Below are 20055 nucleotides of genomic sequence, written 5' to 3'. Positions count from 1 at the left end.
CGGCCCGGACGGGGGAGCATGCCGCGGCGGCCGTGCAGCGGTGCCGTGCGGCCGCGCCCGGGGTCACTCCGAGTGCTGCGCCTGGGAAGGCCACCCGCCGTCGGCGAATTGCGGGCCCCAGTAGTAGGGGTTGACCTCCGCGAGGGAGCGGGCCTCCCACTGGGTCGGGTCGTCCTGCCGGGGGACGGCGACCTCGACGGAGGGTCCCCAGAGGGCGAGGCGTTCCTGGCAGATGCCGCAGGGCGGAAGGATCAGGACTCTGGCGCGCTCCATGTCACGGCAGACGCAGACGGAGGCCGTGACCGTCCGGTTCTGGGTGTAGGCCTGGATGAAGGCGCCGGTCTCCTGGCAGAGCGCGACCGAGCCGTGCATGTTGTCGAGCCCGACGCTGGTCAGGATGCCGCCGTCGGCGAGCCGTACGGCGGCCGCACCGCCGGGTTCCCCCGGGGGCCAGCGCCGGTTCATGAGGTCCGCGGCCGCGTCGACGAGCGTCTGATCGAGTGTCATGCGCCGGAGTCTGCCACGGGCCCTGGGGGCGGCCCGTTCGAAGACGTTGGCCGGCCTTCACCATTCCGGGCGAGGGGCGAAAGGCGTGCGATATAGGCGTCTCCTATAGGTCCTGTTTGTTTTTGGTCTTTGCTTGCCCCTATGTGCCGCGCCTAGCGTGACGAGCAGTTCGGCGAAGTTCGATGCATCGACATTTCATTGCGTCGGGCCGTCAGACCTCATGGGTCACTGAATGGAGAGGCGGAATCAAGGGTAATGAGCGCTCCAGGTATGAGCGAGTACAGCGGCAAGAACGTGGTGATCACGGGCGGCAGCAGCGGCATCGGTCTCGCGACGGCCGGGCTGCTGGCCGAGGGCGGGGCCCGGGTGGTGATCACCGGGCGTTCGCAGGCGGCGCTCGACGCGGCCCTGGAACGCCTCGGACCGAGGGTGTCAGCCGTTCGGAGCGACGTGTCCTCCCTGGCCCAGCTGGACGTCCTGGCGGCCCGGGTGGGCGAGGAACTCGGGTCCGTGGACGCCCTGTTCGTCAACGCGGGCATCACCCGCCCCACCCCACTGGAGTCCACGTCGGAGGAGGTGTTCGACGAGTCGTTCGCGATCAACGTCAAGGGCGCCTTCTTCACCGTGCAGAAGCTGGCCCCGCTGCTGAGCACGGGTGCCGGGGTCGTCCTGACCACCTCTGCCGCGAACGCGGTGGGCCTGCTGGGCACCAGTGTCTACGCGGCCGGCAAGGCGGCGCTGCGCTCGATGGCCCGCAGCCTGTCGACTGAGCTGCTGCCGCGCGGAATCCGGGTCAACGCGGTCAGTCCGGGCCCCGTGGACACGGGAATTCTGGAGCGGACCATGGCCATGGAGGAGGCCCGGGAATTCAAGGAGGCACGGATGGCGGAGAATCCCATGGGGCGTTTCGGGACTCCGGAGGAGATCGCCAGGGCAGCGGCGTTTCTCGCTTTCGACGCGACCTACAGCACCGGTATCGAATTGGTGACCGACGGAGGGGCCACCCAATTGTGAGCGGTTTCTGATCCGCTGACGGAAAATCCAATGTGGTGCCACGTCTCCTGCCGCAGGAATTCCAGCAACGCCGGTTCCGCCGGTCCGGTCCGGGGACGGACGGCGGCGACGGTGGGCAGGGAGACGGCGGGGTGCACGGGCCGGGTGAGGTGCTCGAACCCGGGCGGCACCGCCGAGGTGGGGACGAGCGTGACGCCCAGGCCCTGCGCGGCCCAGCGCACCGCTGTCGCGGTCTGCGAGACGCGGGCGACCGTGGCCGGGGCCATCGCGTTGTCCCGGAGTACGTCCCGCAGCACACCGTCGAGCGCGCTGTCGTGGTCGAACCTGATCCACGCCCTGCGCTCCAGCACGCGCAGTTCCACCCGCTCCCCGGCGAGCTGCGCGTGCTCGGGGCTCATCACCACGACGAACTCCTCGTCGCCCAGGTGGTGTCCCACGTACGGGCCGCCGTCGCACGAGCCCGCCATCAGCACCAGGTCGACGACGCCGCGGCGGGCCAGCCGTTCCAGCTCGGTGGGGTTGGCCTCCTCGAAGACGGTGACCTCCAGGCGCGGGAACCGGCGGCGCAGCGCGCTCAGCGCGCCGGGGAGCTGCCGGGTGCCCAGGCCCATCTGCGCGGCGACGACCAGTTCGCCGTCCAGTTCCTCGGCGCCGGCCCGCGCGGTCGCCCGGGCCCGTTGTGCCGCGCGGACGGCGACCTCCGCGTCCCGCAGGAAGGCGCGGCCGACCGCGGTGGGCACCAGGCCGGCCGGGGTGCGGGCGAACAGGGTCACGCCGAGTTCGCGCTCCAGGGCGCGGATCTGCTGGGACACGGACGGCTGGGCGACGTGCAGGGACTCCGCCGCCGCCGTCACCGAGCCCGCTTCGGCCACGGCCAGGGCGTATTCGAACCGCCGGAGACTCACTGCCCCTCACGTCCTCTCCCCCACCGGACGTGCCCGGTCGGTGATCGCGGCAACGCGCCTGCGGTCCCGCCGTATTCCCCGTTCCCGCGGGGGCGGGAACGGGAGAGAGGCGACGCGGCCCCCGCCCCGGAGTGACGGGGGCGGGGGCCGTGACGCTGACGCGGGCGGTGGTCAGGACGAGCCGACGAAGATCACCAGCAGCAGCCAGACCACCGGGGCGGTCGGGAGCAGGGAGTCCAGCCGGTCCATGATGCCGCCGTGGCCGGGGAGCAGCGTGCCCATGTCCTTGATGCCGAGGTCGCGCTTGATCATGGACTCACCCAGGTCGCCGAGCGTGGCGCTGACCGCGACCGCGAGGCCGAGGAGCAGCCCCTGCCACCAGGAGCCGTCGTCGATCAGGAACTGCATGCACAGTGCGCCCGCCGCCATCGCGAACCCGATGGCGCCGAGCAGGCCCTCGCGGGTCTTGCCGGGGCTGATGCGGGGGGCCAGCTTGTGCGTGCCGAAGCGCCAGCCGACGGCGTAGGCACCGGTGTCGCTGACGACCGTGAGCACCAGGAACGTCAGGACCCGCCGGGATCCGTCGTCCGCCGTCAGCATCATCGCCACGAAGGTCGCCAGGAACGGCACGTAGAAGGCGGTGAACACGCCGGCCGTGACGTCCTTGAGGTAGCCCTCGGGGCGTTCGGTCATGCGCCAGACCAGGACCGCGAGCGCGGTGAGCGCCATGGCGGCCCAGGCGCCCTCGGCGCCCCGCGCGTACCCGGCGACGACCATCGCCGCGCCGCCGATCGCGAGCGGCACGAAGGGCGCGCGGATGTCCTTGCGCTCCTGGAGCCGCTTGGTCAGCTCCCACACGCCGACCACGACCGCGACGGCGATCACGCCGACGAAGACGGCCTTGACGATGAACAGGGACGCGACGATCACCGCGCCGAGACCGACACCCACCCCTATGGCGGCACCCAGGTCACGGCCCGCGCTCTTCTTCTGCGGGGCGGGCGCAGGCTGCGGGGCGTCGGGCATGGGCTCCGGATTCTGCGGCACCTCCCCGGGACGGGGTCGTGCCTGCGGCGTCTCGTCTCGGAACAAGGGGCCGCTCAGCCGAGCGGCCCCCTGGTCCACGTCCTGGTCTCCGCCGGGTTCGGGCACGTCGGGCACGATGGGCATGGGGCGAGTCTGCTGCGCGTTGTGCGCATCGTACGCGGGACCCGCCGGGGCGGCCCCCTGGACGGGCCCCTGGACGGAGGGCCCCCAGTACCCGGCCTGCGGCGACGCCCTCCAGGAAGAGTCGTTCATCAGACTTCGAGCAGTTCCGCTTCCTTGTGCTTCAGGAGCTCGTCCACCTGGGCGACGTACTTCGCGGTGGTGTCGTCGAGCTCCTTCTCGGCACGGCGGCCCTCGTCCTCGCCGACCTCGCCGTCCTTGATCATCTTGTCGATGGCGTCCTTGGCCTTGCGGCGCACGGCGCGGATGGACACCTTGGCGTCCTCGCCCTTGGCCTTGGCGACCTTGATGAACTCGCGGCGGCGCTCCTCGGTGAGCTCCGGGAAGACCACCCTGATGATGTTGCCGTCGTTGCTCGGGTTGACGCCCAGGTCGGAGTCGCGGATCGCCTGCTCGATGTTGCGCAGTGCGGTCTTGTCGAACGGCGTGACCACGGCCATGCGCGGCTCGGGCACGGAGAACGAGGCCAGCTGGTTGATCGGCGTCAGCGCGCCGTAGTAGTCGGCCACGATCTTGTTGAACATCGCCGGGTGCGCACGGCCGGTGCGGATCGCGGCGAAGTCCTCCTTGGCGACCACGACGGCCTTCTCCATCTTCTCCTCGGCCTCGAGGAGGGTCTCTTCGATCACCACTTGCTCCTGCGTGTCTTGAGTAGGCCCGGCTGCGGTTGCCTGTCGGGCGGCGGCCGGCTGCGTCGCGTCTTCTTTCTGCACGGTTCCCGACCGGCGGGCCATTGTCCACCCCCGGTCGGGGTGATCAGCCGTGGCTGACCGGGTCGCCCACCAGCGTGCCGATCTTCTCACCCTTGACGGCGCGGGCGATGTTGCCCTCCTTCAGGAGTTCGAAGACGACGATCGGGAGCTTGTTGTCCCGGCACAGCGTGACGGCCGTGGCGTCGGCGACCTTCAGGTCGCGCGTGATGACCTCGCCGTAGCCGAGGTGATCGAACTTCACCGCGTCGGGGTTGGTCTTGGGGTCGGAGTCGTAGACCCCGTCCACGCCGTTCTTGCCCATGAGCAGCGCCTCGGCGTCGATCTCCAGGGCGCGCTGGGCGGCGGTGGTGTCGGTGGAGAAGTACGGCATGCCCATACCGGCGCCGAAGATGACGACGCGGCCCTTCTCCAGGTGGCGCACGGCGCGCAGCGGGATGTACGGCTCGGCGACCTGCCCCATGGTGATGGCGGTCTGCACCCGGCAGTCGACGCCCTCCTTCTCCAGGAAGTCCTGGAGGGCGAGGCAGTTCATCACGGTGCCGAGCATGCCCATGTAGTCGGAGCGGGCCCGGTCCATGCCGCGCAGCTGGAGTTCGGCTCCGCGGAAGAAGTTGCCGCCACCGATGACGATCGCGATCTGCGCGCCGTCGCGGACGACGGCCGCGATCTCCCGCGCGATGGCGTGCACCACGTCGGGGTCCACGCCCAGGCCGCCGCCCCCGGAGAACGCCTCTCCGGACAGCTTCAGCAGAAACCGGCCGTGCACTTTGCCGTCGTCGCTCTTCTCAGCCTTGGTGGTCATCGGGGATCCCGCCTCTTTCGTTGCACATACGAAGAAGGCCATTGCCGGTGGGGCGTGGTTCGCATCCCATGCGGCAATGGCCTCCTCGTCAGATCTGCTGTCGTCCGGCACGCGCGCGTGCGTGACGGCGTGACCGTACGACTGCTGCCGACCCTATCGGGGTCGTGCGCCCGTCGCGGTACGGACTCAGATGCCGACCTTGATGCGCGTGAAGCGCTTCAGGGTGACACCGGCCTCGTCCAGGACCTTCTGGACGGACTTCTTGTTGTCGAGCGCGTAGGGCTGGCCGAGCAGCGTGGCGTCCTTGAAGAAGCCGTTGAGGCGACCCTCGACGATCTTCGGCAGGGCGGCCTCGGGCTTGCCCTCGGCGCGGGTGGTCTCCTCGGCGACGCGGCGCTCGGACTCGACGACGTCGGCCGGCACGTCCTCCTTGGAGAGGTACTTCGGCGCGAAGGCGGCGATGTGCTGGGCGACGCCCTTGGCGACCTCGGCGTTCGGCTTGTCCAGCTCGACGAGGACACCGATCTGCGGGGGCAGGTCGGGCATCGTGCGGTGCATGTACGCGGTGACGTAACCGTCGGAGAACTGCGCGAAGCGGTCCAGGACGATCTTCTCGCCGAGGTTGGCGTTGGCCTCGTCCACGTACGCCTGGACGGTCTTGCCGGCCTCGATCTCGGAGGCGAGCAGGGCCTCGAGGTCGGCCGGGGAGGTCTTGGCGACGTGCTCGGCGATGGCGGTGGCCACGGCCTGGAACTTCTCGCCCTTGGCGACGAAGTCCGTCTCGCACTTCAGCTCGACCAGGACGCCGGAGGAGTTGTCGTCGGCGATGATCGAGACCACGGCGCCGTTCTCGGCGGAGCGGCCCTCGCGCTTGGCGACGCCCTTCTGGCCCTTGATGCGGAGCGCCTCGACGGCCTTGTCGACGTCGCCGTCGGCCTCGTCCAGGGCCTTCTTGCAGTCCATCATGCCGGCGCCGGTGAGCTCCCGGAGCTTCTTGACGTCGGCGGCGGTGTAGTTCGCCATGAGTCTGTGAGTCTTTCTCGAAGTCTGGAGGTTCAAAGATCCGCGGGCCGGAAGACCCACAGCGAGCTGTGGATCACCATGGCGGCCGCTGACCTACGGGTGAACGGCGGGAGCGGATGTCATGTCACCGCTCCCGCCGTCATCACCACGGACGGGGCGGTCAGGCCTGCTCGGCCTCGGCGGCCGGAGCGGCCTCGGCAGCCGGAGCCTCGGCGGGCTTCTCGGCCTCGGCGGCGGGGGCCTCGGCCGGCTTCTCGGCCTCGGCGGCGGCCGGCTTCTCGGCGTCCGCCTTCTTCTCGCCCTCGAGCAGGTCGCGCTCCCACTCGGCCAGCGGCTCGCCGGCGGCCTTCTCGCCCTTGCCCTCGGTGGCGACACCGGAGCGGGCGATGAGGCCCTCGGCCACGGCGTCGGCGATCACGCGGGTGAGCAGGGTGACGGAGCGGATCGCGTCGTCGTTGCCCGGGATCTTGTAGTCGACCTCGTCGGGGTCGCAGTTGGTGTCGAGGATGGCGACGACCGGGATGTTGAGCTTCCGGGCCTCGCCGACCGCGATGTGCTCCTTCTTGGTGTCCACGATCCAGACGGCGCTGGGCACCTTCTGCATCTCGCGGATACCACCGAGGGTCTTCTCCAGCTTGGCCTTCTCGCGGGAGAGGACCAGCAGCTCCTTCTTGGTGAGGCCGGAGGCGGCCACGTCCTCGAAGTCGATCTGCTCGAGCTCCTTCAGGCGCTGCAGGCGCTTGTAGACGGTCGAGAAGTTGGTGAGCATGCCGCCCAGCCAGCGCTGGTTGACGTAGGGCATGCCGACGCGGGTGGCCTGCTCGGCGATGGCCTCCTGCGCCTGCTTCTTCGTGCCGACGAACATGACCGTGCCGCCGTGGGCCACGGTCTCCTTGACGAACTCGTAGGCGCGGTCGATGTACGACAGCGACTGGAGCAGGTCGATGATGTAGATGCCGTTGCGCTCGGTGAAGATGAAGCGCTTCATCTTCGGGTTCCAACGGCGGGTCTGGTGACCGAAGTGGACGCCGCTCTCCAGCAGCTCCCGCATCGTGACGACGGCCATGGCCGTATCTCCTTGATTTTCTCGGTTGTGCCGCGGGTGCCGGACGGCTCCCGCTCCTGACGCCCACGACGCGCCGTGCCACGAGGGACCGAGGGGCGCTGACACCGGGGGGACGGCCGAGGCCGGTCCCGGTGTCGGGGCGTGCGAAGTCGACCCGGCGGCCGGGTCGCCATAGAAGTGTACGGGACCCGCGGGGTGCCGGGTGACGCCCTTGTCCACAACCGGACGCCCGTCCACAGGCCGGAGCCGTGATCACGGATCCGCGGGACGCTGCGGGCATGCGAACGACGACAGATGCCGGGGCCCGGGTCCCCGGCTGGACACGGGTGTGCGCCCGCCTCGCGCTGCTCCTGCTGCTGACCGCGATGCTGCTGCTGGCACCGTCCCCCGCCCACCTGCTGGCGGCGGGTTCGGCGGCTCCGCCCCCGCACAGGGAGACGAACGTCGAGCCGGGCGGGGCCGGGGCGGCGCACTCCGGCAGGGACGGGGCGGTTCGCTCCGCCGGGGAGGGGAGGGTGCAATCCACCGGGGACAGGAGCGCGAGATCGGGCGGAGCCTGGACGGGGAGGACCGGCGGACCCGGAACGGCGGGATCGGGAGGAGACGGGACGGCGAGGTTCGGCGGAGGCGGGACGTCGGATCCGGGCGGGGGCCCGGCCATGCAGTCGGCCCTGGAACCGTCGGAGGAGCCGGCCGGCGTTCCGGCGGTGGGGCGGAGCTGGCCGGTCGGGGGCCGGCCGCGGGTGCTGCGTGGCTGGGAACCGCCGGCGACCGTGTACGGGCGGGGGCACCGGGGCGTGGACCTGGCGGCCGCTGCCGGCACTCCGGTGCGGGCGGTCGCGGCCGGCCGGGTCTCCTTCGCGGGCCGGGTGGCCGGAAAGGGAGCGGTGTCCGTGGAACTGCCGGGCACCGGGGAGCCGCCGCTGCGCACGACCTACGAGCCGGTCCGGGCGTCGGTGGCCCAGGGCGACGTCGTCGCCGCGGGCGCGGTCGTCGGCACGGTGGAGCCGACAGGTTCCCACTGCACGGCCCCCTGCCTGCACTGGGGCCTGCTGCGCGGCGACACCTACCTGGACCCGCTCGCCCTGCTCCCGCCCTGGCTGCTGCACCGCGGCCCGTCGAGACTCCTGCCGGTGCTGGGGGTTCCGTTGCCTGAGTGAGCCGGAGTGAGAGAGATCGGGAGTCGGAGAGCGCCTGGTGAGAGGGCTGAGGTGGTCCCGGGCACCCTCTCCGACTCGGGCGCCGGCGCACCACCCGGTACTTCTGGTGGCTCCGGCGAATCCGGCGGCTCAGGTGTGGACGCCCCGCAGGGCCATGGAGACCGCCGCCTCCGTGATCGTCGCCGGGTCCTCCGCGGCGCCCAGTTCGATGCGGCGGACCGCGGCGTCGACGACACCTTGGAGCAGCATCGCGGCCAGCCGGGGCTGGCTGTGGCCCAGCCCCTCCAGCGCCTCGACGATCATGGCGATCAGGCCGCCGTGCGCGGCGCGGATCTTCTCCCGGGCACCCGCGTCCAGCTCGCTGGCGGAGATGGCCACCACGGCCCGGTGCCGTCGGTCGCCCACCAGTTCCAGCTGCTTGCGTACGTACGCCTCGACCTTGGCGTCGGTCCCCTCGGCAGCCGCCATCGCCGCCTCGACCTCGGCCGCCCAGACCGGGAAGTCGACCTCGCACAGCTCCTCGACCACGGCCGCCCGGGACCGGAAGTACTCGTACACGGAGGAGCGCGCGAGGCCCGTGCGCTCGGCGAGGGCGGGGAAGGTCAGCGCCTCCGTACCGCCTTCGGACAGCAGGGAGCGGGCCGCGTCCAGCAGGGCGGCTCGCTGCATCGACCGGTGCTCGGCCACGGAGGCCGCTCGAATCCTTGGCACGCCGTCCACTGTACGGATGCACCGTCCGGGACGGGAGTCGTCCGACCGGAACCGCAGGTCGGGCGCCCGGGAGCGGACGCGGTCCGGTGAGCGGAGGCGGTGCCCGGAGCCTCCGGCGTCAGGCCGGCGCCAGGCCGGCGGGCGGGGCCGGACCGGCGGCGGCGAGGGCCTGCCTCAGCGGGCGAATCCGGCCAGCTTCGCCCGCAGCTGGAGCACCGACTTGGTGTGGATCTGGCTGACCCTGCTCTCCGTCACGCCGAGGACGTTGCCGATCTCGGCCAGGGTGAGGCCCTCGTAGTAGTACAGCGTGACGACGGTCTTCTCCCGGTCGGGCAGGGTGTTGATCGCCCGGGCCAGGAACCGCCGCAGCTCCCGGTCCTCGGCCACCTCCACCGGGTTGTCGGCGGAGGTGTCCTCCAGGGTGTCCATGAGGCTGAGCCGGTCGCCGCCCTCGCCCCCGACGTGCAGCAGTTCCTCCAGGGCGACGACGTTGGCGAGCGACAACTGGCTGAAAACCGCGTGCAGGTCGTCCACCCCGATGCCCATCTCGCGGGCGACCTCGCTCTCCGACGGGGTGCGCCGCAGCTGTGCCTCCAGCGTGGCGTAGGCCCGCTCCACGTTGCGCGCCTTCTGCCGTACCGAGCGCGGGATCCAGTCCAGCGCGCGCAGTTCGTCGATCATCGCGCCCCGGATGCGGGTGATCGCGTACGTCTCGAACTTGATCTCCCGCTCGACGTCGAACTTCTCGATCGCGTCGATGAGTCCGAACACGCCGGAGGAGACGAAGTCCGCCTGGTCCACGTTGGACGGGAGCCCCACGCCGACCCGGCCCGCGACGTACTTCACCAGCGGCGAGTAGTGCAGGATCAGCTGCTCCCGCAGCCGCTCGTCCCCCGTCTCCTTGTACGACCGCCACAGCTCGTCGAGCGTCGAGGGAGCGGGCGGCCGCACGTTGCCATGGTCGCGGGCGGCTGGGGGGATGGCCGCCCGGTCTGACCCGGAGGTGTGCTGGGGCATTCGTCGCCTTGTGCCGTTCTGCCGTGGGGTGGTGCTGCCTGGTGTTGGGGTGCCGGCGTGCGGGCCGGGGCACCTGTCCGTTGGGGGCCCTCGTGAGCGTAGCGTGACTGAGGCGTCGCGTTGCGCGAAGAAGGAGGGGCGGACCGGGTGCGGAGGGGTTCCGCGCGCCGTCTCCCCGCTCCCCCGCCGTCGCTCTCAGTGATCACCCGGGTGCCCCAACTAGCGTATTTTCCAAGGGATGTCGGCGTTCCCCCGGACGGCCGAACACGCTCGGTCAGGGCCCGTCGCGATCACCGCTCGGCCGGGATCACCGCCTGGCGTGTCAACTTCCAGCTGTCGCCGTGTCGTTCGACGTATCCAAGTGCTCGCAGTTCGTACAGCCTCGCGACGGCGTCGTCCGATGTGGTCTGTGCGCCGCGGGCGATCTCCTCGGGGCCGGCCGATCCGCGGCCCGGCAGGGCGGCGAGCACACTGCGGGCGGCCGGTTCCAGCAGGTCCCGGGGCAGGACCGGTCCCCGGCGGACCGGTGCGAGCTCGCCCATGCCGCCGACCAGTTCCACGATCTCCGCCGCGTCGGTGACGAGCACGGCGCCCTGCCGCAGCAGTTCGTGCACCCCGGCGGAGAGGCCGCTGGTGGCGGGCCCCGGTACCCCCATCGTGTGACGTCCCAGGCGCTGGGCTGCCCTCGCCGTCACGAGGGATCCGCTGCGGTGGGCGGCCTCGACGACCACGGTGCCCCGGGTGAGGGCGGCGATCACCCGGTTGCGTAGGACGAACCTGCTCTGCGTGGGGTGCTCCCCGGGCGGCAGCTCGCCGATGACCAGCCACTGTTCGGCGATCCGGCCGATCAGCTGGGTGTGCCCGCGCGGGTACGGGCGGTCGACCCCGCAGGCCAGGACGGCGACGGTGGCGCCACCGGAGGCGAGCGCGCCGCGGTGGGCGGCGCCGTCGACTCCGTAGGCACCGCCGGAGACCACGATCCAGCCGCTCTCGGCGAGCCCGGCGGACAGGGTGGCGGCCATGTGGGCCCCGTACTCGGTGCAGGCCCGGGCGCCGACGACCGCCACCGAGCGCAGGGCCCACATCCGCAGGCCGGCCGGGCCGCGCACCCACAGGCCGAGGGGCCGGGCGTCCCCCAGGTCGTCGAGCTGCCGGGGCCACTCGGCGGCTCCCGGGCGCACGAACCGCACCCCCGCGTCCCGGGCGACGGCGAGATCTTGGCGCGGACGGGCCCGCTCGGCCCGTGCGAGCAGCCCGGCCCACCGTCTGCCGCTCACGCCCGGCAGGGGCGGCCCGCCCGACCGCAGCCGTCGGGCCACGGCGGGCGCACCGCGCTCCCGCACCCACTGCCCGCCGGTTGCGTCACCGGGCTCGAACACCCGGGTGAGGAGGACCCGGGCGAGGAGGTCCTCCTCGGGTTCCGTGCCGTCCGGCCCCGCCCCGCGGGTGCCCGCCGCACCGGACGGATCCGGGCCGTCGTGGTGTCCGGTGTCCTGGCGGTCCCCGGTTCCGCCGTCCCGTGCCCGGCCGCTGTCGGGAGCCTCCGCGTCCCCCGTCCCGGCGCTCATGTCGCCGCTCCGAGGCCCATGGGGACGCCCCGGGGGATGCCCGTGCGCAGTTGCAGCGCGAGGGCGACGTCCGTGGCGTCGGGGCGGTCGTGGCCGACGAGGTCGGCCACGGTCCAGGCGACCCGCAGCACGCGGTCGATGCCGCGGGCGGTGAGCACGCCCCGTTCCAGGCTCCGCTCGGCGTCGTCCATGGCGCCGGGGGCGGCTCGCCAGCGGCTGCGCAGTTCGCGGCCCGGGATGTCGCTGTTGGTGTGCCAGGGGGTGCCGGCGAAGCGCGTTGCGGCGCGTTCCCGGGCGGCGCGCACCCGGGCGGCGACCGTGGCGGTGGACTCGCCCCGCGCGCCGGAGGCGGTGAGCTCGGCGCGGGTGACGCGGTCGGTGACCACGCGCAGGTCGACCCGGTCGAGCAGCGGCCCGGACAGCCGTGCCTGGTAGCGGCGGATCGCGGAGGGCGGGCAGTCGCAGGAGCCGTCGGTCAGCGAGAAGCGCCCGCAGGGGCAGGGGTTGGCGGCCAGCTTATGGGGAGGGTTTGAAGCTGTCCGTTGTCCGGCGGGCATGCAACTTCGAGAGTGGGAGTCGTTCCGGCTCAGCTTTCTGCCGGCTGGGGCGGTTGCTCCGCGGTCCGCCTTTTTGTGTAGCGGGTGCGCCAGCGTGCCATCCGGTGCTCGACCGCCTTGGTGGTCATGCCTAGGATCATCGCGGCTTCCGAGAGGGTGTAGCCATCCGCCCGCAGTAGGACGATCTTTCTGATATCTGGGGGCATCGTCCAAAGGATGCGCTCGATCTCATCGTGAGCGGCCGCGCGCGCGGCTGGACCGCGTTCAGCACTGGGGGCGTCGAACATCACGTCTAGCGGCATCTCCTTCTCCCCGAGGACCCGTCCGCGCTCCCACCGCCTGTAGATATTGGGGAACTCAAGGATCAGGGCGCCGACGAAGTAGGTCGTCAGGGAGGCCTGCCCGGGGTCCCACTGGCCACTGGCCAGCCGTTCTCGGAATTTGGGCATTGCCGCCAGGACGGTGTCAGTTGCCAGCTCCAACCGGGTGTCCCAGTCGTGGCGGAGCACGATTCGGGCTGCTTCGTTGTGGGGCAGTCTGCGGCCAATGGCCAGACACCTGCCGAAGATCTCGCCCGAGCCAAGCCATTTGACCAGCGTTAGCCACCCGTACTCCGCGAGACTGTTGGTGGTCCTCTCCCAGCGCGGGCCCTGGAATTCGTCCCTGGCCAGGATGTCCAGGATGGCCGACTCGGCTTTTTCGATGGCCTTCCTGTGTTCCTGTCCCAGGAAGGCCGGGGTCGCCGACGACGAAGCGTCGTCGGCGACCTCGGTGATGCTGTGCTGGTCCATCGACCGAGCTAGCGCTCGCTGTGAAGAAGCGCGAGCAGGAGGCTCAGCACCTGCAGGGCCAGCTCAGGGGTGACGTATCCGCCCACGATCAACGGGATGAGGATCACCACGACGACCCAGACCACGCGCATGGGGTCGCCTTCAGCCCAGGGGTCAGCGCCCCAGGCAATGCATTCGTTCACTGTTTTTGCTTTCGACTCGATGTAGCGGAACGACGCCCTAGCTCCGGCCAGAATCAAGGGACGTCCGCAGCGGCCACGGAGACCGATGTTGAAAGACTCGTGGGTCGAGGTGCGCGCGCGCAGGCAGATGCGAGAAATGTGACCCATGCCACCACCTCGCAGGGCATGACGATGGCGAGGCCCGCCGATTCTCTTGGCCGGAGCTGGCGGGCCCCGCGTGAGTCGAAAGCGACGCGCATGGCGAAGCTCAACTGGAAACCGTCATAGGTCACCCGGCAACCAGAACCCCCCGCGTTTGTGACGTGGATCACTCGATCGGGGGCGTTGGCTCAGGCTCGGCTCAACCGGGTGACCCCAGTGACGGTCTCAAGCTCGCGGATCAGCCTCGCGTTTTCAACAGTCAGACGGCGGATGTGGTCCTCGTAGACGTGTAGATGGCGGGTGAGCTCGTCCTTCTCGCGTCGGAGTCGGGCGATCGTCGCGCGGTCGCTGGTCGGATCCTTGGGTGGCCGCGGCTGGAGAGTGCGTCGGGCAGCATCTCGTGACATGAAGTCGGTGATGGCAGGTCCAAAGTCCCGGTAGAGAGTCTGGCGTCGGACGCCGAGTCGGTTCGCGAGGGCGGTGACGGTGGCGGCCTTCCCTTCTCCAGCGGCCTGGGTCAGCAGATCCTCGATAGCTTCAGCAACCGTCTCGGTGGTCAGCGTGTGCTTCCTCATGGCGAGACCTCCGCGGGTTCGAGGGCGCCGGCTCGGGCGAGGAAGGCCCGGATTTTGACGCGGTCCTCTTCGAGGCGGACGCGGATGCGGGGTGCAAGCGTGTCGGCGGCTTGAAGTCGTGCGTCCTGTTCGGCCAGTCGCTGAAGCCATGCCTGGATGTTGGTGTCCGTCAGGGCGACATTTCGGCAGGCCATGGGCTTGCATTGGCCGGGGTCCGGGGTGGTGTTGTTCTCGCCGGGCAGGCGGCATAGGCGCCGGTTGGGGTTGTCGGTGCAGGTGACGAAGCGGCCGGGATAGATCTTGGGGTCGTTCCGGTCCATGAGCTTCTTCATTTGCTCGTCGTCTGGGGTCTTGCCGAGGAATCGGATTCGGTCGCCGAAGCTGTCCAGGCGGACGCGGGCTTCTTCGGCGGAGGGGCCGCGGAGTTCTTCGTGCTCGTGGCGGTCGACCAGTAGGGCGAGTCCCTCGCCGCGGGCGAGAAGGGCTTCTTGCTGGGCTTCGGCCCGGAAGCCAGCCTTTGACGTTCCGGCGTATCCCTCGAACATCTGGACGCTGAGGTGCCGGTATTGGATCGCGCCAGCGATGCTGCCGCCGGGGCGGCGGCCGATGAACCAGGCAAGGGTTCGGCGGAACTGCGCTGTGCTCAGTCGCCAGGGCAGGCCCTTGACGTCCGGGATGCCGTCGTCGCGATGGGTGCGGCGGCAGTAGTCGTTGACCCACGTGATCAGCAGGTTCAGGTCACGGTTGGTCCCTTTGGACGTCTTCGCCCCTGTCGAACGTGGTTTGAGGTGCATCGGCGAACTGGGGGGAAGCGCGAACAGCCAGCGCTGGCGCTTGGGCTGCAGCCTCTCAAGCACGGCAACCGCAGCCGAGACGGGGTGGCCGACGACCCACGTCGCCTGGACTCCCATCGGGCTTCCTTCGCCCTTGAAGGCCATGCTCGTGATCTTCCTCCGTGTGATCCGTCCCGTCCGATCGGCATCCACTGTCAGGCATCCGCGCTTCAGATGCTTCACCTCGCTGTCACGCATTCCGGAGAGGTAGGCGATGACGGTGTAGGCGGCGGCAGTCAGGACACGGACGAGGTCAGTCAGATCGGTGTCGTAAGAGATTTGCTGCAACCAGGGCTCCCCGTCCAGCAGGCCCTGGACTTGGGTATGGAGGTATGCGCTGTCGGCGACGCCCACCTCCTGGCGGGTTCGTTCGATCAGCTCCCAGGCCTGGGGTTCGGTCAGCGAACGCCGATTGCAGTCGAGCTCGCGGGCCAGGTGGCTGACGTTGATCCCGTGGGGGCCGCCTGTTCCACCGGGTAGCGGCCTGCCTTCGTCTCGGTAGCGTCGCAAGAGCGTCTCGAGCCGACGGCGGGCGCCGCGGCCGGCCCTGGCATCGCAGAGCGTCCTCTTCTGCAGGGCCAGCCATTCGTCCTGGGCGGCCAGGATGTCGTCGGCGAAGTCATTGACGAACCGCATCGACCAGACCAGGAGCGGGCCGATGACCGATTCCGGGATCCGACGGCGAGCGTTCTCCCGCCTCCTGCCTTCCGATGCTTCGTGCCAGTCGTCCTCGAGCCGCTCAGGATCGAAGAGAAGGTGGTCACCGTTGAGTGACTCCCGCCAGGTCCAGAGCAAGCGAACGGGTCGGCGATGATCACCTCGTCGTCCGGAGGAGGCCACCGTGGCCAGCAGGTGCTTCTGGAAGAGGCGGAGCATGTCGGGCGTGAGCGAGCCCAGCCGAGGCGAGTTCTGAGCCGGCTTGCCAAGCCAGTCGAAGAACTCCTTGATCGCCTGGAAGTGGCCGTGGATGGTCACCACTCCGCGGTTGCTTTCACCCGTTGGTGGCGTCCCCGCCAGCAACGCGTAGAAGAGGAGCTTGACGGTCAGCCGATAGGCGGTAGGAATCGCCCGGAAGTTCAAGATCAGGGACTGCTGCTGCTGTTGCAGCAGTGCCGGCGTCAGCCTCCAGACGTCGTCGGCGAAGCGCGAGGTATCACGTCGGCGGACCCCCTTCCGCAGGCGGCGGCGTCCCAGGACCAGGGCGTCGGGACGGATCGGGCAGGATGACGGTGCCGCCTGCATCAGACCCATGTGGTCTCGTCCTCCTCGGGCCCGTTGAGGAGGGAAAGCACCCGGTCGGTGGGCTTGGCGGCCTCGGCCGCAGCCCGCTCCTCTGGAGTGAACCTGGGCAGAATGTCCTCGTTGATGGCCAGCCATGCCTGTCCGTAGTCGCGCCACCAGGTGTCGCGGTCGGTGGCTTCCCATCGCTCGGCAAGCTCATCGAGCAGTGCGAGCTGGGCGGGCAGGTGGGCGGTTGTGGCGACAGCATTGCGGCAGGCGAAGCAGGTCAGGAACGAGTCCCGGCAGCTGTCGTCGGACTCAGTGCATGCCGCGAACGCGGTGTCACGCTCTCCTGCCAGAACCTGGCGGGCCGTTTCCTCGTCCAGGCCGACGTCAGCGGCTGGATCGCTGGGGCCGTCCTCGGTTCGGCCGGGCAAGATCCTCATTTGGCCCTGGTCTTTGCGGGCCTGCTGGTAGGCGGTGCGGGCTGCGGCCTCGGCGTCCTCCAGCGCCTCGGTGACGATCTCTTCGGCCCAGTCCTGAACGTCGGGATCGCCTCTGAGGTAGTTCCGGAAGAGCACGTCCTGGGTGTTCGACACGGTGGAGGAGGGCAGATGTCCGCCTGCGGCCCGGGTGTTCATGCGGTCGACTGTGGTCTTGAGCCGACCAAGATCGAGTTTGAAGTTCGGCAACTCTGCTAGCTCAGGGCGGGTGGCAACCCAGTCAACCAGGGCGTAATTGAAGCCAAGGCGCTTGTCGAAGGGGTTCTTGTGGCCGTGGGTCTCCCCCTTGCCGTTCATCGATCCGTTCGTCCAAACCGACCAGACCAGTGGTGAATGGCTGATCAGCCGGCCTCGTCGGGCGAGACGCTCGCAGAGCAGGTAGTACCCACCAGACGTCTTCAACCGTTCGCTTTGGCGGCCGACGTCCCAGGTCACCTCCTCGAACCAGCGGTCTGCCCCGCGACGACGTTTGACGATCTCCATCGCGACCGCATGGCCGTCGATCAGTCGGTGTGCCGCCGGAAGTTCCTTGATCGTTTCCGCGTTGCGTCCGGTGACTGCAACTCCGAGCACCACCAGAGGAATCATGTCGTCATGAGTGAGGAACAGCTGACGCGCCAGTCGAAGGCGGGCCGACAGGTCGGGTGCGTTCCCCTTCTCCCCCCGGCTCGTTGTCCGCAGGACATTCGGGATCCGACCGGTTCGAGCTATTTCCGCCAGCACCGCCCCGCGCTCTCGCTCTGGGCCCGTTAACTCGGTCGGAGCGCTGGTGTAGCGGGCCAGCAGAGTCTCCCCGTCCCGGATTCGCCGATAGATGTCCACGACCGCGCTGCGGGCGGCTGTCACAACCTGGTGGAACGTTGCGTCGTCGTAGCCGGGCAGACTTCGGACCTTCCGCTGGTCGACATGCTCGACCCGCCAGATCATGTCGAGCACGTCCGGCCGCAAAGTGCCCGACGGAACCTTCCGTAGAAGGCTATGCAGCAGTTTGAAGTGGTCGAACAGCCCTCGCTCGCGCATGCCAGCTTTGACGTGCAGCCTGTAGCGCTTCATGTGGGAGACCGTCAGGCGGGACAGATCCCGCGGTGGTCGGGGCAACGTGCTCAGGAACCGCAGGAACCTCTGGATGACGGTCCACTGCCCGTTCGCACTGGCCACCGTGTTCAGCTGATTGCCACCAAATCGGGCGGCGAAAGCCCGGGCAACGACTTCGTGCAGTTCGGGCAGCGGTAGGTCCTCAAAGCTGTAGGCCGCCTTGCGGTGATCCCGGCCCGTGAAGTTGACGACAAGTCCCCGGTCGCCGCCATGGGCAACGACCGGAGGCGGTTCGTAGAGCCCTGCGGGCTGCGGTGACGAGCGACCCGGAGCCGTGCGGGGGGCCGGCAAGGAGACCGCGTCGGAGCCATGGTTCATGCCCACTCCTCCACCAGGAAAGAGTCCTCGTTCCAGGCGTCCTCGATCGTGCGACATTGCTCGACCTCCACAGCTCTGGCCATGTCGTCGAGGTAGGGCTTGTCGGGATGCTCCCAAAGGTCGGGCACCAGCATCAGGCGAGTCGCCATCTCGAGCTCTTTCAGCGTGTGCAGGTAGTTCTGCGTCGTCTCGAGAGATGCGTGTCCGAGTCGGATGCGAACCCAGTCCAGCGGGTCGCCCCAGATCATCCGGTAGTGCCGGCGCTGGAGCATGTCCATCGCGCTGAGGGACTCAAGATGAGCTCGCTGAAGCTGTTCCAAGGTCACGACCGCGAAGCTGTGCCGCAAGGCGTGCGGATGTGCGTGGATCTTCACTCCGAGTAGGCGGCAGCGCTTGCTCGCCTCCCGGAACACCCACTTCCAGGCGTGCAAGGTCAAGGGCATGCCGTCTTCTGATAGCCAGAGTGCGGCCGGTTCGAGTCCTCGTTCGGTGGTTGTGAACAGCCGCAGCCTCTCCTCCGGGTCCAGGTCCTCCACCGCATGCCACTTGTCCCCGATGCGAACTCGCTTCGTCCCCGGCTCAACCAGCAGCTTGTCCTCGACCGCCTCGTAGCGGCCCGCAGCCTGCGCTCTCGTCACGGCGTCGGCCCGGTCGATCTCGACATAGTCGACGATGGCCCGGAGGCCCCCGCCGGGGACGTAGATGTCGCGGCAGGACCCACCCTTGGCGATCGCCTCCGGCAGCCAGAATCGGTAGTAGGCGCTCAGGCCGTCGTGGTCGGGGAGCTCGAACAAGGTCAGCGCCGACTGTTCCTCCAGCCTCAGTCCTGTGCGAACCATGAGGTCCGTGTAGGCCGAGTTCCTTGCGATCCGCTTCCCGCGGAAGGACGGATCCTTCAGCCCGGTCGGTAGATAGCCGCGAACCCCGACATCCCGCCAGGTTCGGTATTGCTCCGGGGTCAGCCAGACGACCTTCTTCCTTCGGGCGTCCGGCCGCTTCTCCGCAGCAGTCTTTCCCTCTTCTTCGCCCTGTCGAGGCCGACGGCGAGACTCGCCAGCACGGCGACGGCACGGTCGCTCATCGATCGGATTCGAAGCCGTGTAATTGCGCTTACCAGCCCATCTGTAAAACCCGTAGGCCATCGACACCGCATGGTTCCAGGACGACCCGACCAGCCTCGACCCCTGCGGGTCATCGCACCGCCAGAACTCGTAGACCTCACGATCACGGACGGTGGCGTCCCGCCACCCACGAGCCCGACCCGATGCCGTTGATTCGGTCCCCTCAGCCCCGTCAGCCACCGGCGGCCTGTGATTCCAGAGGAAGTCACAGAAGGTACGCATCTCGCGCGCAGACCCAGACCTCGTATGACGAGATCCGCTCATCATCTGCGTCGACGTCCAGTAGCTATTCAGCTCGATGTCGTAGGAGCCATCAGGAGCGATCAGGAAGGGCGTACCCTCGCTGATTCCCTCGCTGTCCAGCCAAGCGGCCATGTCGGTCGCGCTGAACTCCTCTGAGAGCTCCCGCAGCAACGGCCGCGGCTCCCGAGGAGGCCGCCTCCGTCGCTTCGTCACACTCATGCGCCACTTGGCGTGATTTCCCTCCACGCAGGAGACAACGACGATCCGAGCGTGCGGACACTGTCCACCAACGCATAAAGCACCACCATCAGGAACCGGGCCGGGAAGCGCACCACGCCCGAGCTGCGGGCGATCACGACGTGGCCGGACTCCAGCGGCTGGCGCAGTGCGTCCAGGGCGTGGCTGGTGAACTCCGGGGTCTCGTCGAGGAAGAGGATTCCTCTGTGGGAGAGCGAGACCGCCCCGGGCCGGGCGATGCCGGGGCCGCCGCCGACGAGGGCCTGGAGCGTGGCCGAGTGGTGCGGGGCGCAGTAGGGGGCCGTGTCGATCAGAGGTTTGTCCGTGGGGAGCAGGCCGGCCACCGAGTGCACCGCGGTGACCTCCAGCGACTCCTGCCGGTCCAGCGGGGGCAGCAGGCTCGGCAGGCGCTCCGCCAGCATCGTCTTCCCGGCGCCCGGGGGTCCCTCCAGGAACAGGTGGTGGCCGCCCGCCGCGGCCACCTCGACGGCGGTCCGGGCGGAGAGCTGGCCGACGACGTCGGCG

18 protein-coding genes and 2 pseudogenes are annotated in these 20055 nt (G+C 69.6%); 2 read left to right on the top strand and 18 right to left on the bottom strand.

What is annotated here, in order from left to right:
• Positions 1-63: 63 nt before the first annotated feature.
• Entirely contained in the window at positions 64-507 is a 444-nt protein-coding gene (locus G3I53_RS05885) for a cytidine deaminase (RefSeq protein ID WP_164338512.1), read from the bottom strand.
• A 270-nt stretch (positions 508-777) separates the two neighbouring features.
• Here G3I53_RS05885 and G3I53_RS05880 point away from each other — a divergent pair, with 270 nt between their 5' ends.
• Positions 778-1521: an SDR family oxidoreductase gene (locus G3I53_RS05880; RefSeq protein WP_164338511.1), complete on the top strand. Its 744-nt coding sequence runs from the start codon at positions 778-780 to the stop codon at positions 1519-1521.
• On the opposite strand, the gene G3I53_RS05875 is transcribed toward G3I53_RS05880, so the two are convergent.
• The 6 genes from G3I53_RS05875 to rpsB form a co-directional block, all read right to left on the bottom strand.
• The gene (locus G3I53_RS05875; protein ID WP_164438091.1) at positions 1470-2426 is read right to left on the bottom strand and encodes a LysR family transcriptional regulator; all 957 of its coding nucleotides are present in this window, start codon (positions 2424-2426) and stop codon (positions 1470-1472) included. The two genes, G3I53_RS05880 and G3I53_RS05875, sit on opposite strands and share 52 nt — an antisense overlap.
• A 171-nt stretch (positions 2427-2597) precedes the next feature.
• Positions 2598-3725, bottom strand: coding sequence for a phosphatidate cytidylyltransferase (locus G3I53_RS05870; RefSeq protein WP_164337184.1), 1128 nt, complete (start codon positions 3723-3725; stop codon positions 2598-2600).
• A complete protein-coding gene (gene frr / locus G3I53_RS05865; RefSeq protein ID WP_164337185.1) occupies positions 3725-4282 on the bottom strand; it encodes a ribosome recycling factor in 558 nt (185 codons plus the stop codon). The genes G3I53_RS05870 and frr overlap by 1 nt, the downstream gene beginning before the upstream one ends.
• Before the next feature lie 127 nt (positions 4283-4409).
• Positions 4410-5168 carry a UMP kinase gene (gene pyrH, locus G3I53_RS05860; RefSeq protein ID WP_164337186.1) on the bottom strand — a complete coding sequence of 253 codons (759 nt, stop codon included), beginning with the start codon at positions 5166-5168 and terminating at the stop codon, positions 4410-4412.
• A 186-nt stretch (positions 5169-5354) separates the two neighbouring features.
• Positions 5355-6191, bottom strand: a complete 837-nt coding sequence (tsf, locus tag G3I53_RS05855; RefSeq protein WP_164337187.1) for a translation elongation factor Ts — start codon at positions 6189-6191, stop codon at positions 5355-5357.
• A 160-nt stretch (positions 6192-6351) separates the two neighbouring features.
• Positions 6352-7257, bottom strand: coding sequence for a 30S ribosomal protein S2 (gene rpsB, locus G3I53_RS05850; RefSeq protein WP_164337188.1), 906 nt, complete (start codon positions 7255-7257; stop codon positions 6352-6354).
• 659 nt (positions 7258-7916) lie between these two features.
• Between rpsB and G3I53_RS05845 the strand changes: the two genes are divergently transcribed.
• Positions 7917-8417 (top strand): M23 family metallopeptidase, encoded by a 501-nt coding sequence (locus G3I53_RS05845; protein WP_164337189.1) that lies wholly within the window; start codon positions 7917-7919, stop codon positions 8415-8417.
• Positions 8418-8546: 129 nt separating this feature from the next.
• Here G3I53_RS05845 and G3I53_RS05840 read toward each other — a convergent pair whose 3' ends face one another.
• From G3I53_RS05840 to G3I53_RS05790, 11 genes and pseudogenes are all read right to left on the bottom strand, one after another.
• Complete coding sequence (locus G3I53_RS05840; RefSeq protein ID WP_164337192.1) at positions 8547-9104, bottom strand: TetR/AcrR family transcriptional regulator; 558 nt, start codon at positions 9102-9104, stop codon at positions 8547-8549.
• Between the two features lie 198 nt (positions 9105-9302).
• Positions 9303-10145, bottom strand: a complete 843-nt coding sequence (whiG, locus tag G3I53_RS05835; RefSeq protein ID WP_164337190.1) for an RNA polymerase sigma factor WhiG — start codon at positions 10143-10145, stop codon at positions 9303-9305.
• A gap of 290 nt (positions 10146-10435) precedes the next feature.
• Positions 10436-11713, bottom strand: a complete 1278-nt coding sequence (gene dprA, locus G3I53_RS05830) for a DNA-processing protein DprA (protein WP_164438090.1) — start codon at positions 11711-11713, stop codon at positions 10436-10438.
• Positions 11710-12228, bottom strand: a pseudogene (locus G3I53_RS05825) (ATP-binding protein); the annotation flags it as partial. The pseudogene G3I53_RS05825 and the gene dprA, both read right to left, overlap by 4 nt.
• Positions 12229-12299: 71 nt before the next feature.
• Positions 12300-13061, bottom strand: a complete 762-nt coding sequence (locus G3I53_RS05820; RefSeq protein ID WP_164334214.1) for a sigma factor-like helix-turn-helix DNA-binding protein — start codon at positions 13059-13061, stop codon at positions 12300-12302.
• Positions 13062-13069: 8 nt separating this feature from the next.
• The gene (locus G3I53_RS05815; protein ID WP_164334215.1) at positions 13070-13390 is read right to left on the bottom strand and encodes a hypothetical protein; all 321 of its coding nucleotides are present in this window, start codon (positions 13388-13390) and stop codon (positions 13070-13072) included.
• 182 nt (positions 13391-13572) lie between these two features.
• Positions 13573-13959 carry a hypothetical protein gene (locus G3I53_RS05810; protein ID WP_164334216.1) on the bottom strand — a complete coding sequence of 129 codons (387 nt, stop codon included), beginning with the start codon at positions 13957-13959 and terminating at the stop codon, positions 13573-13575.
• Positions 13956-16043: a hypothetical protein gene (locus G3I53_RS05805; protein ID WP_164334217.1), complete on the bottom strand. Its 2088-nt coding sequence runs from the start codon at positions 16041-16043 to the stop codon at positions 13956-13958. Before G3I53_RS05805 ends, G3I53_RS05810 begins: the two co-directional genes overlap by 4 nt.
• Positions 16034-17929, bottom strand: coding sequence for a hypothetical protein (locus tag G3I53_RS05800; RefSeq protein WP_164334218.1), 1896 nt, complete (start codon positions 17927-17929; stop codon positions 16034-16036). Before G3I53_RS05800 ends, G3I53_RS05805 begins: the two co-directional genes overlap by 10 nt.
• Positions 17926-19464 carry an integrase gene (locus tag G3I53_RS05795; protein ID WP_203591848.1) on the bottom strand — a complete coding sequence of 513 codons (1539 nt, stop codon included), beginning with the start codon at positions 19462-19464 and terminating at the stop codon, positions 17926-17928. Before G3I53_RS05795 ends, G3I53_RS05800 begins: the two co-directional genes overlap by 4 nt.
• Positions 19465-19592: 128 nt before the next feature.
• Positions 19593-20055 (bottom strand): annotated as a pseudogene (locus tag G3I53_RS05790) (ATP-binding protein); the annotation flags it as partial.

This window comes from Streptomyces sp. SID14436, assembly GCF_010548465.1.
Classification (GTDB): Bacteria; Actinomycetota; Actinomycetes; order Streptomycetales; family Streptomycetaceae; genus Streptomyces.
This window is presented reverse-complemented; position numbering and strand designations above follow the sequence as displayed.

Excerpts from the sequence above, each read along its gene's own strand:
- G3I53_RS05820 (WP_164334214.1), bottom strand. The coding sequence starts at position 13,061 with ATGGACCAGCACAGCATCACCGAGGTCGCCGACGACGCTTCGTCGTCG.
- pyrH (WP_164337186.1), bottom strand. The coding sequence starts at position 5,168 with ATGACCACCAAGGCTGAGAAGAGCGACGACGGCAAAGTGCACGGCCGG.
- G3I53_RS05880 (WP_164338511.1), top strand. The coding sequence starts at position 778 with ATGAGCGAGTACAGCGGCAAGAACGTGGTGATCACGGGCGGCAGCAGC.
- rpsB (WP_164337188.1), bottom strand. The coding sequence starts at position 7,257 with ATGGCCGTCGTCACGATGCGGGAGCTGCTGGAGAGCGGCGTCCACTTC.
- G3I53_RS05800 (WP_164334218.1), bottom strand. The coding sequence starts at position 17,929 with ATGAACCATGGCTCCGACGCGGTCTCCTTGCCGGCCCCCCGCACGGCT.
- G3I53_RS05845 (WP_164337189.1), top strand. The coding sequence starts at position 7,917 with ATGCAGTCGGCCCTGGAACCGTCGGAGGAGCCGGCCGGCGTTCCGGCG.
- G3I53_RS05870 (WP_164337184.1), bottom strand. The coding sequence starts at position 3,725 with ATGAACGACTCTTCCTGGAGGGCGTCGCCGCAGGCCGGGTACTGGGGG.
- G3I53_RS05805 (WP_164334217.1), bottom strand. The coding sequence starts at position 16,043 with ATGGGTCTGATGCAGGCGGCACCGTCATCCTGCCCGATCCGTCCCGAC.
- G3I53_RS05815 (WP_164334215.1), bottom strand. The coding sequence starts at position 13,390 with ATGGGTCACATTTCTCGCATCTGCCTGCGCGCGCGCACCTCGACCCAC.
- whiG (WP_164337190.1), bottom strand. The coding sequence starts at position 10,145 with ATGCCCCAGCACACCTCCGGGTCAGACCGGGCGGCCATCCCCCCAGCC.
- G3I53_RS05810 (WP_164334216.1), bottom strand. The coding sequence starts at position 13,959 with ATGAGGAAGCACACGCTGACCACCGAGACGGTTGCTGAAGCTATCGAG.
- dprA (WP_164438090.1), bottom strand. The coding sequence starts at position 11,713 with ATGAGCGCCGGGACGGGGGACGCGGAGGCTCCCGACAGCGGCCGGGCA.
- G3I53_RS05885 (WP_164338512.1), bottom strand. The coding sequence starts at position 507 with ATGACACTCGATCAGACGCTCGTCGACGCGGCCGCGGACCTCATGAAC.
- tsf (WP_164337187.1), bottom strand. The coding sequence starts at position 6,191 with ATGGCGAACTACACCGCCGCCGACGTCAAGAAGCTCCGGGAGCTCACC.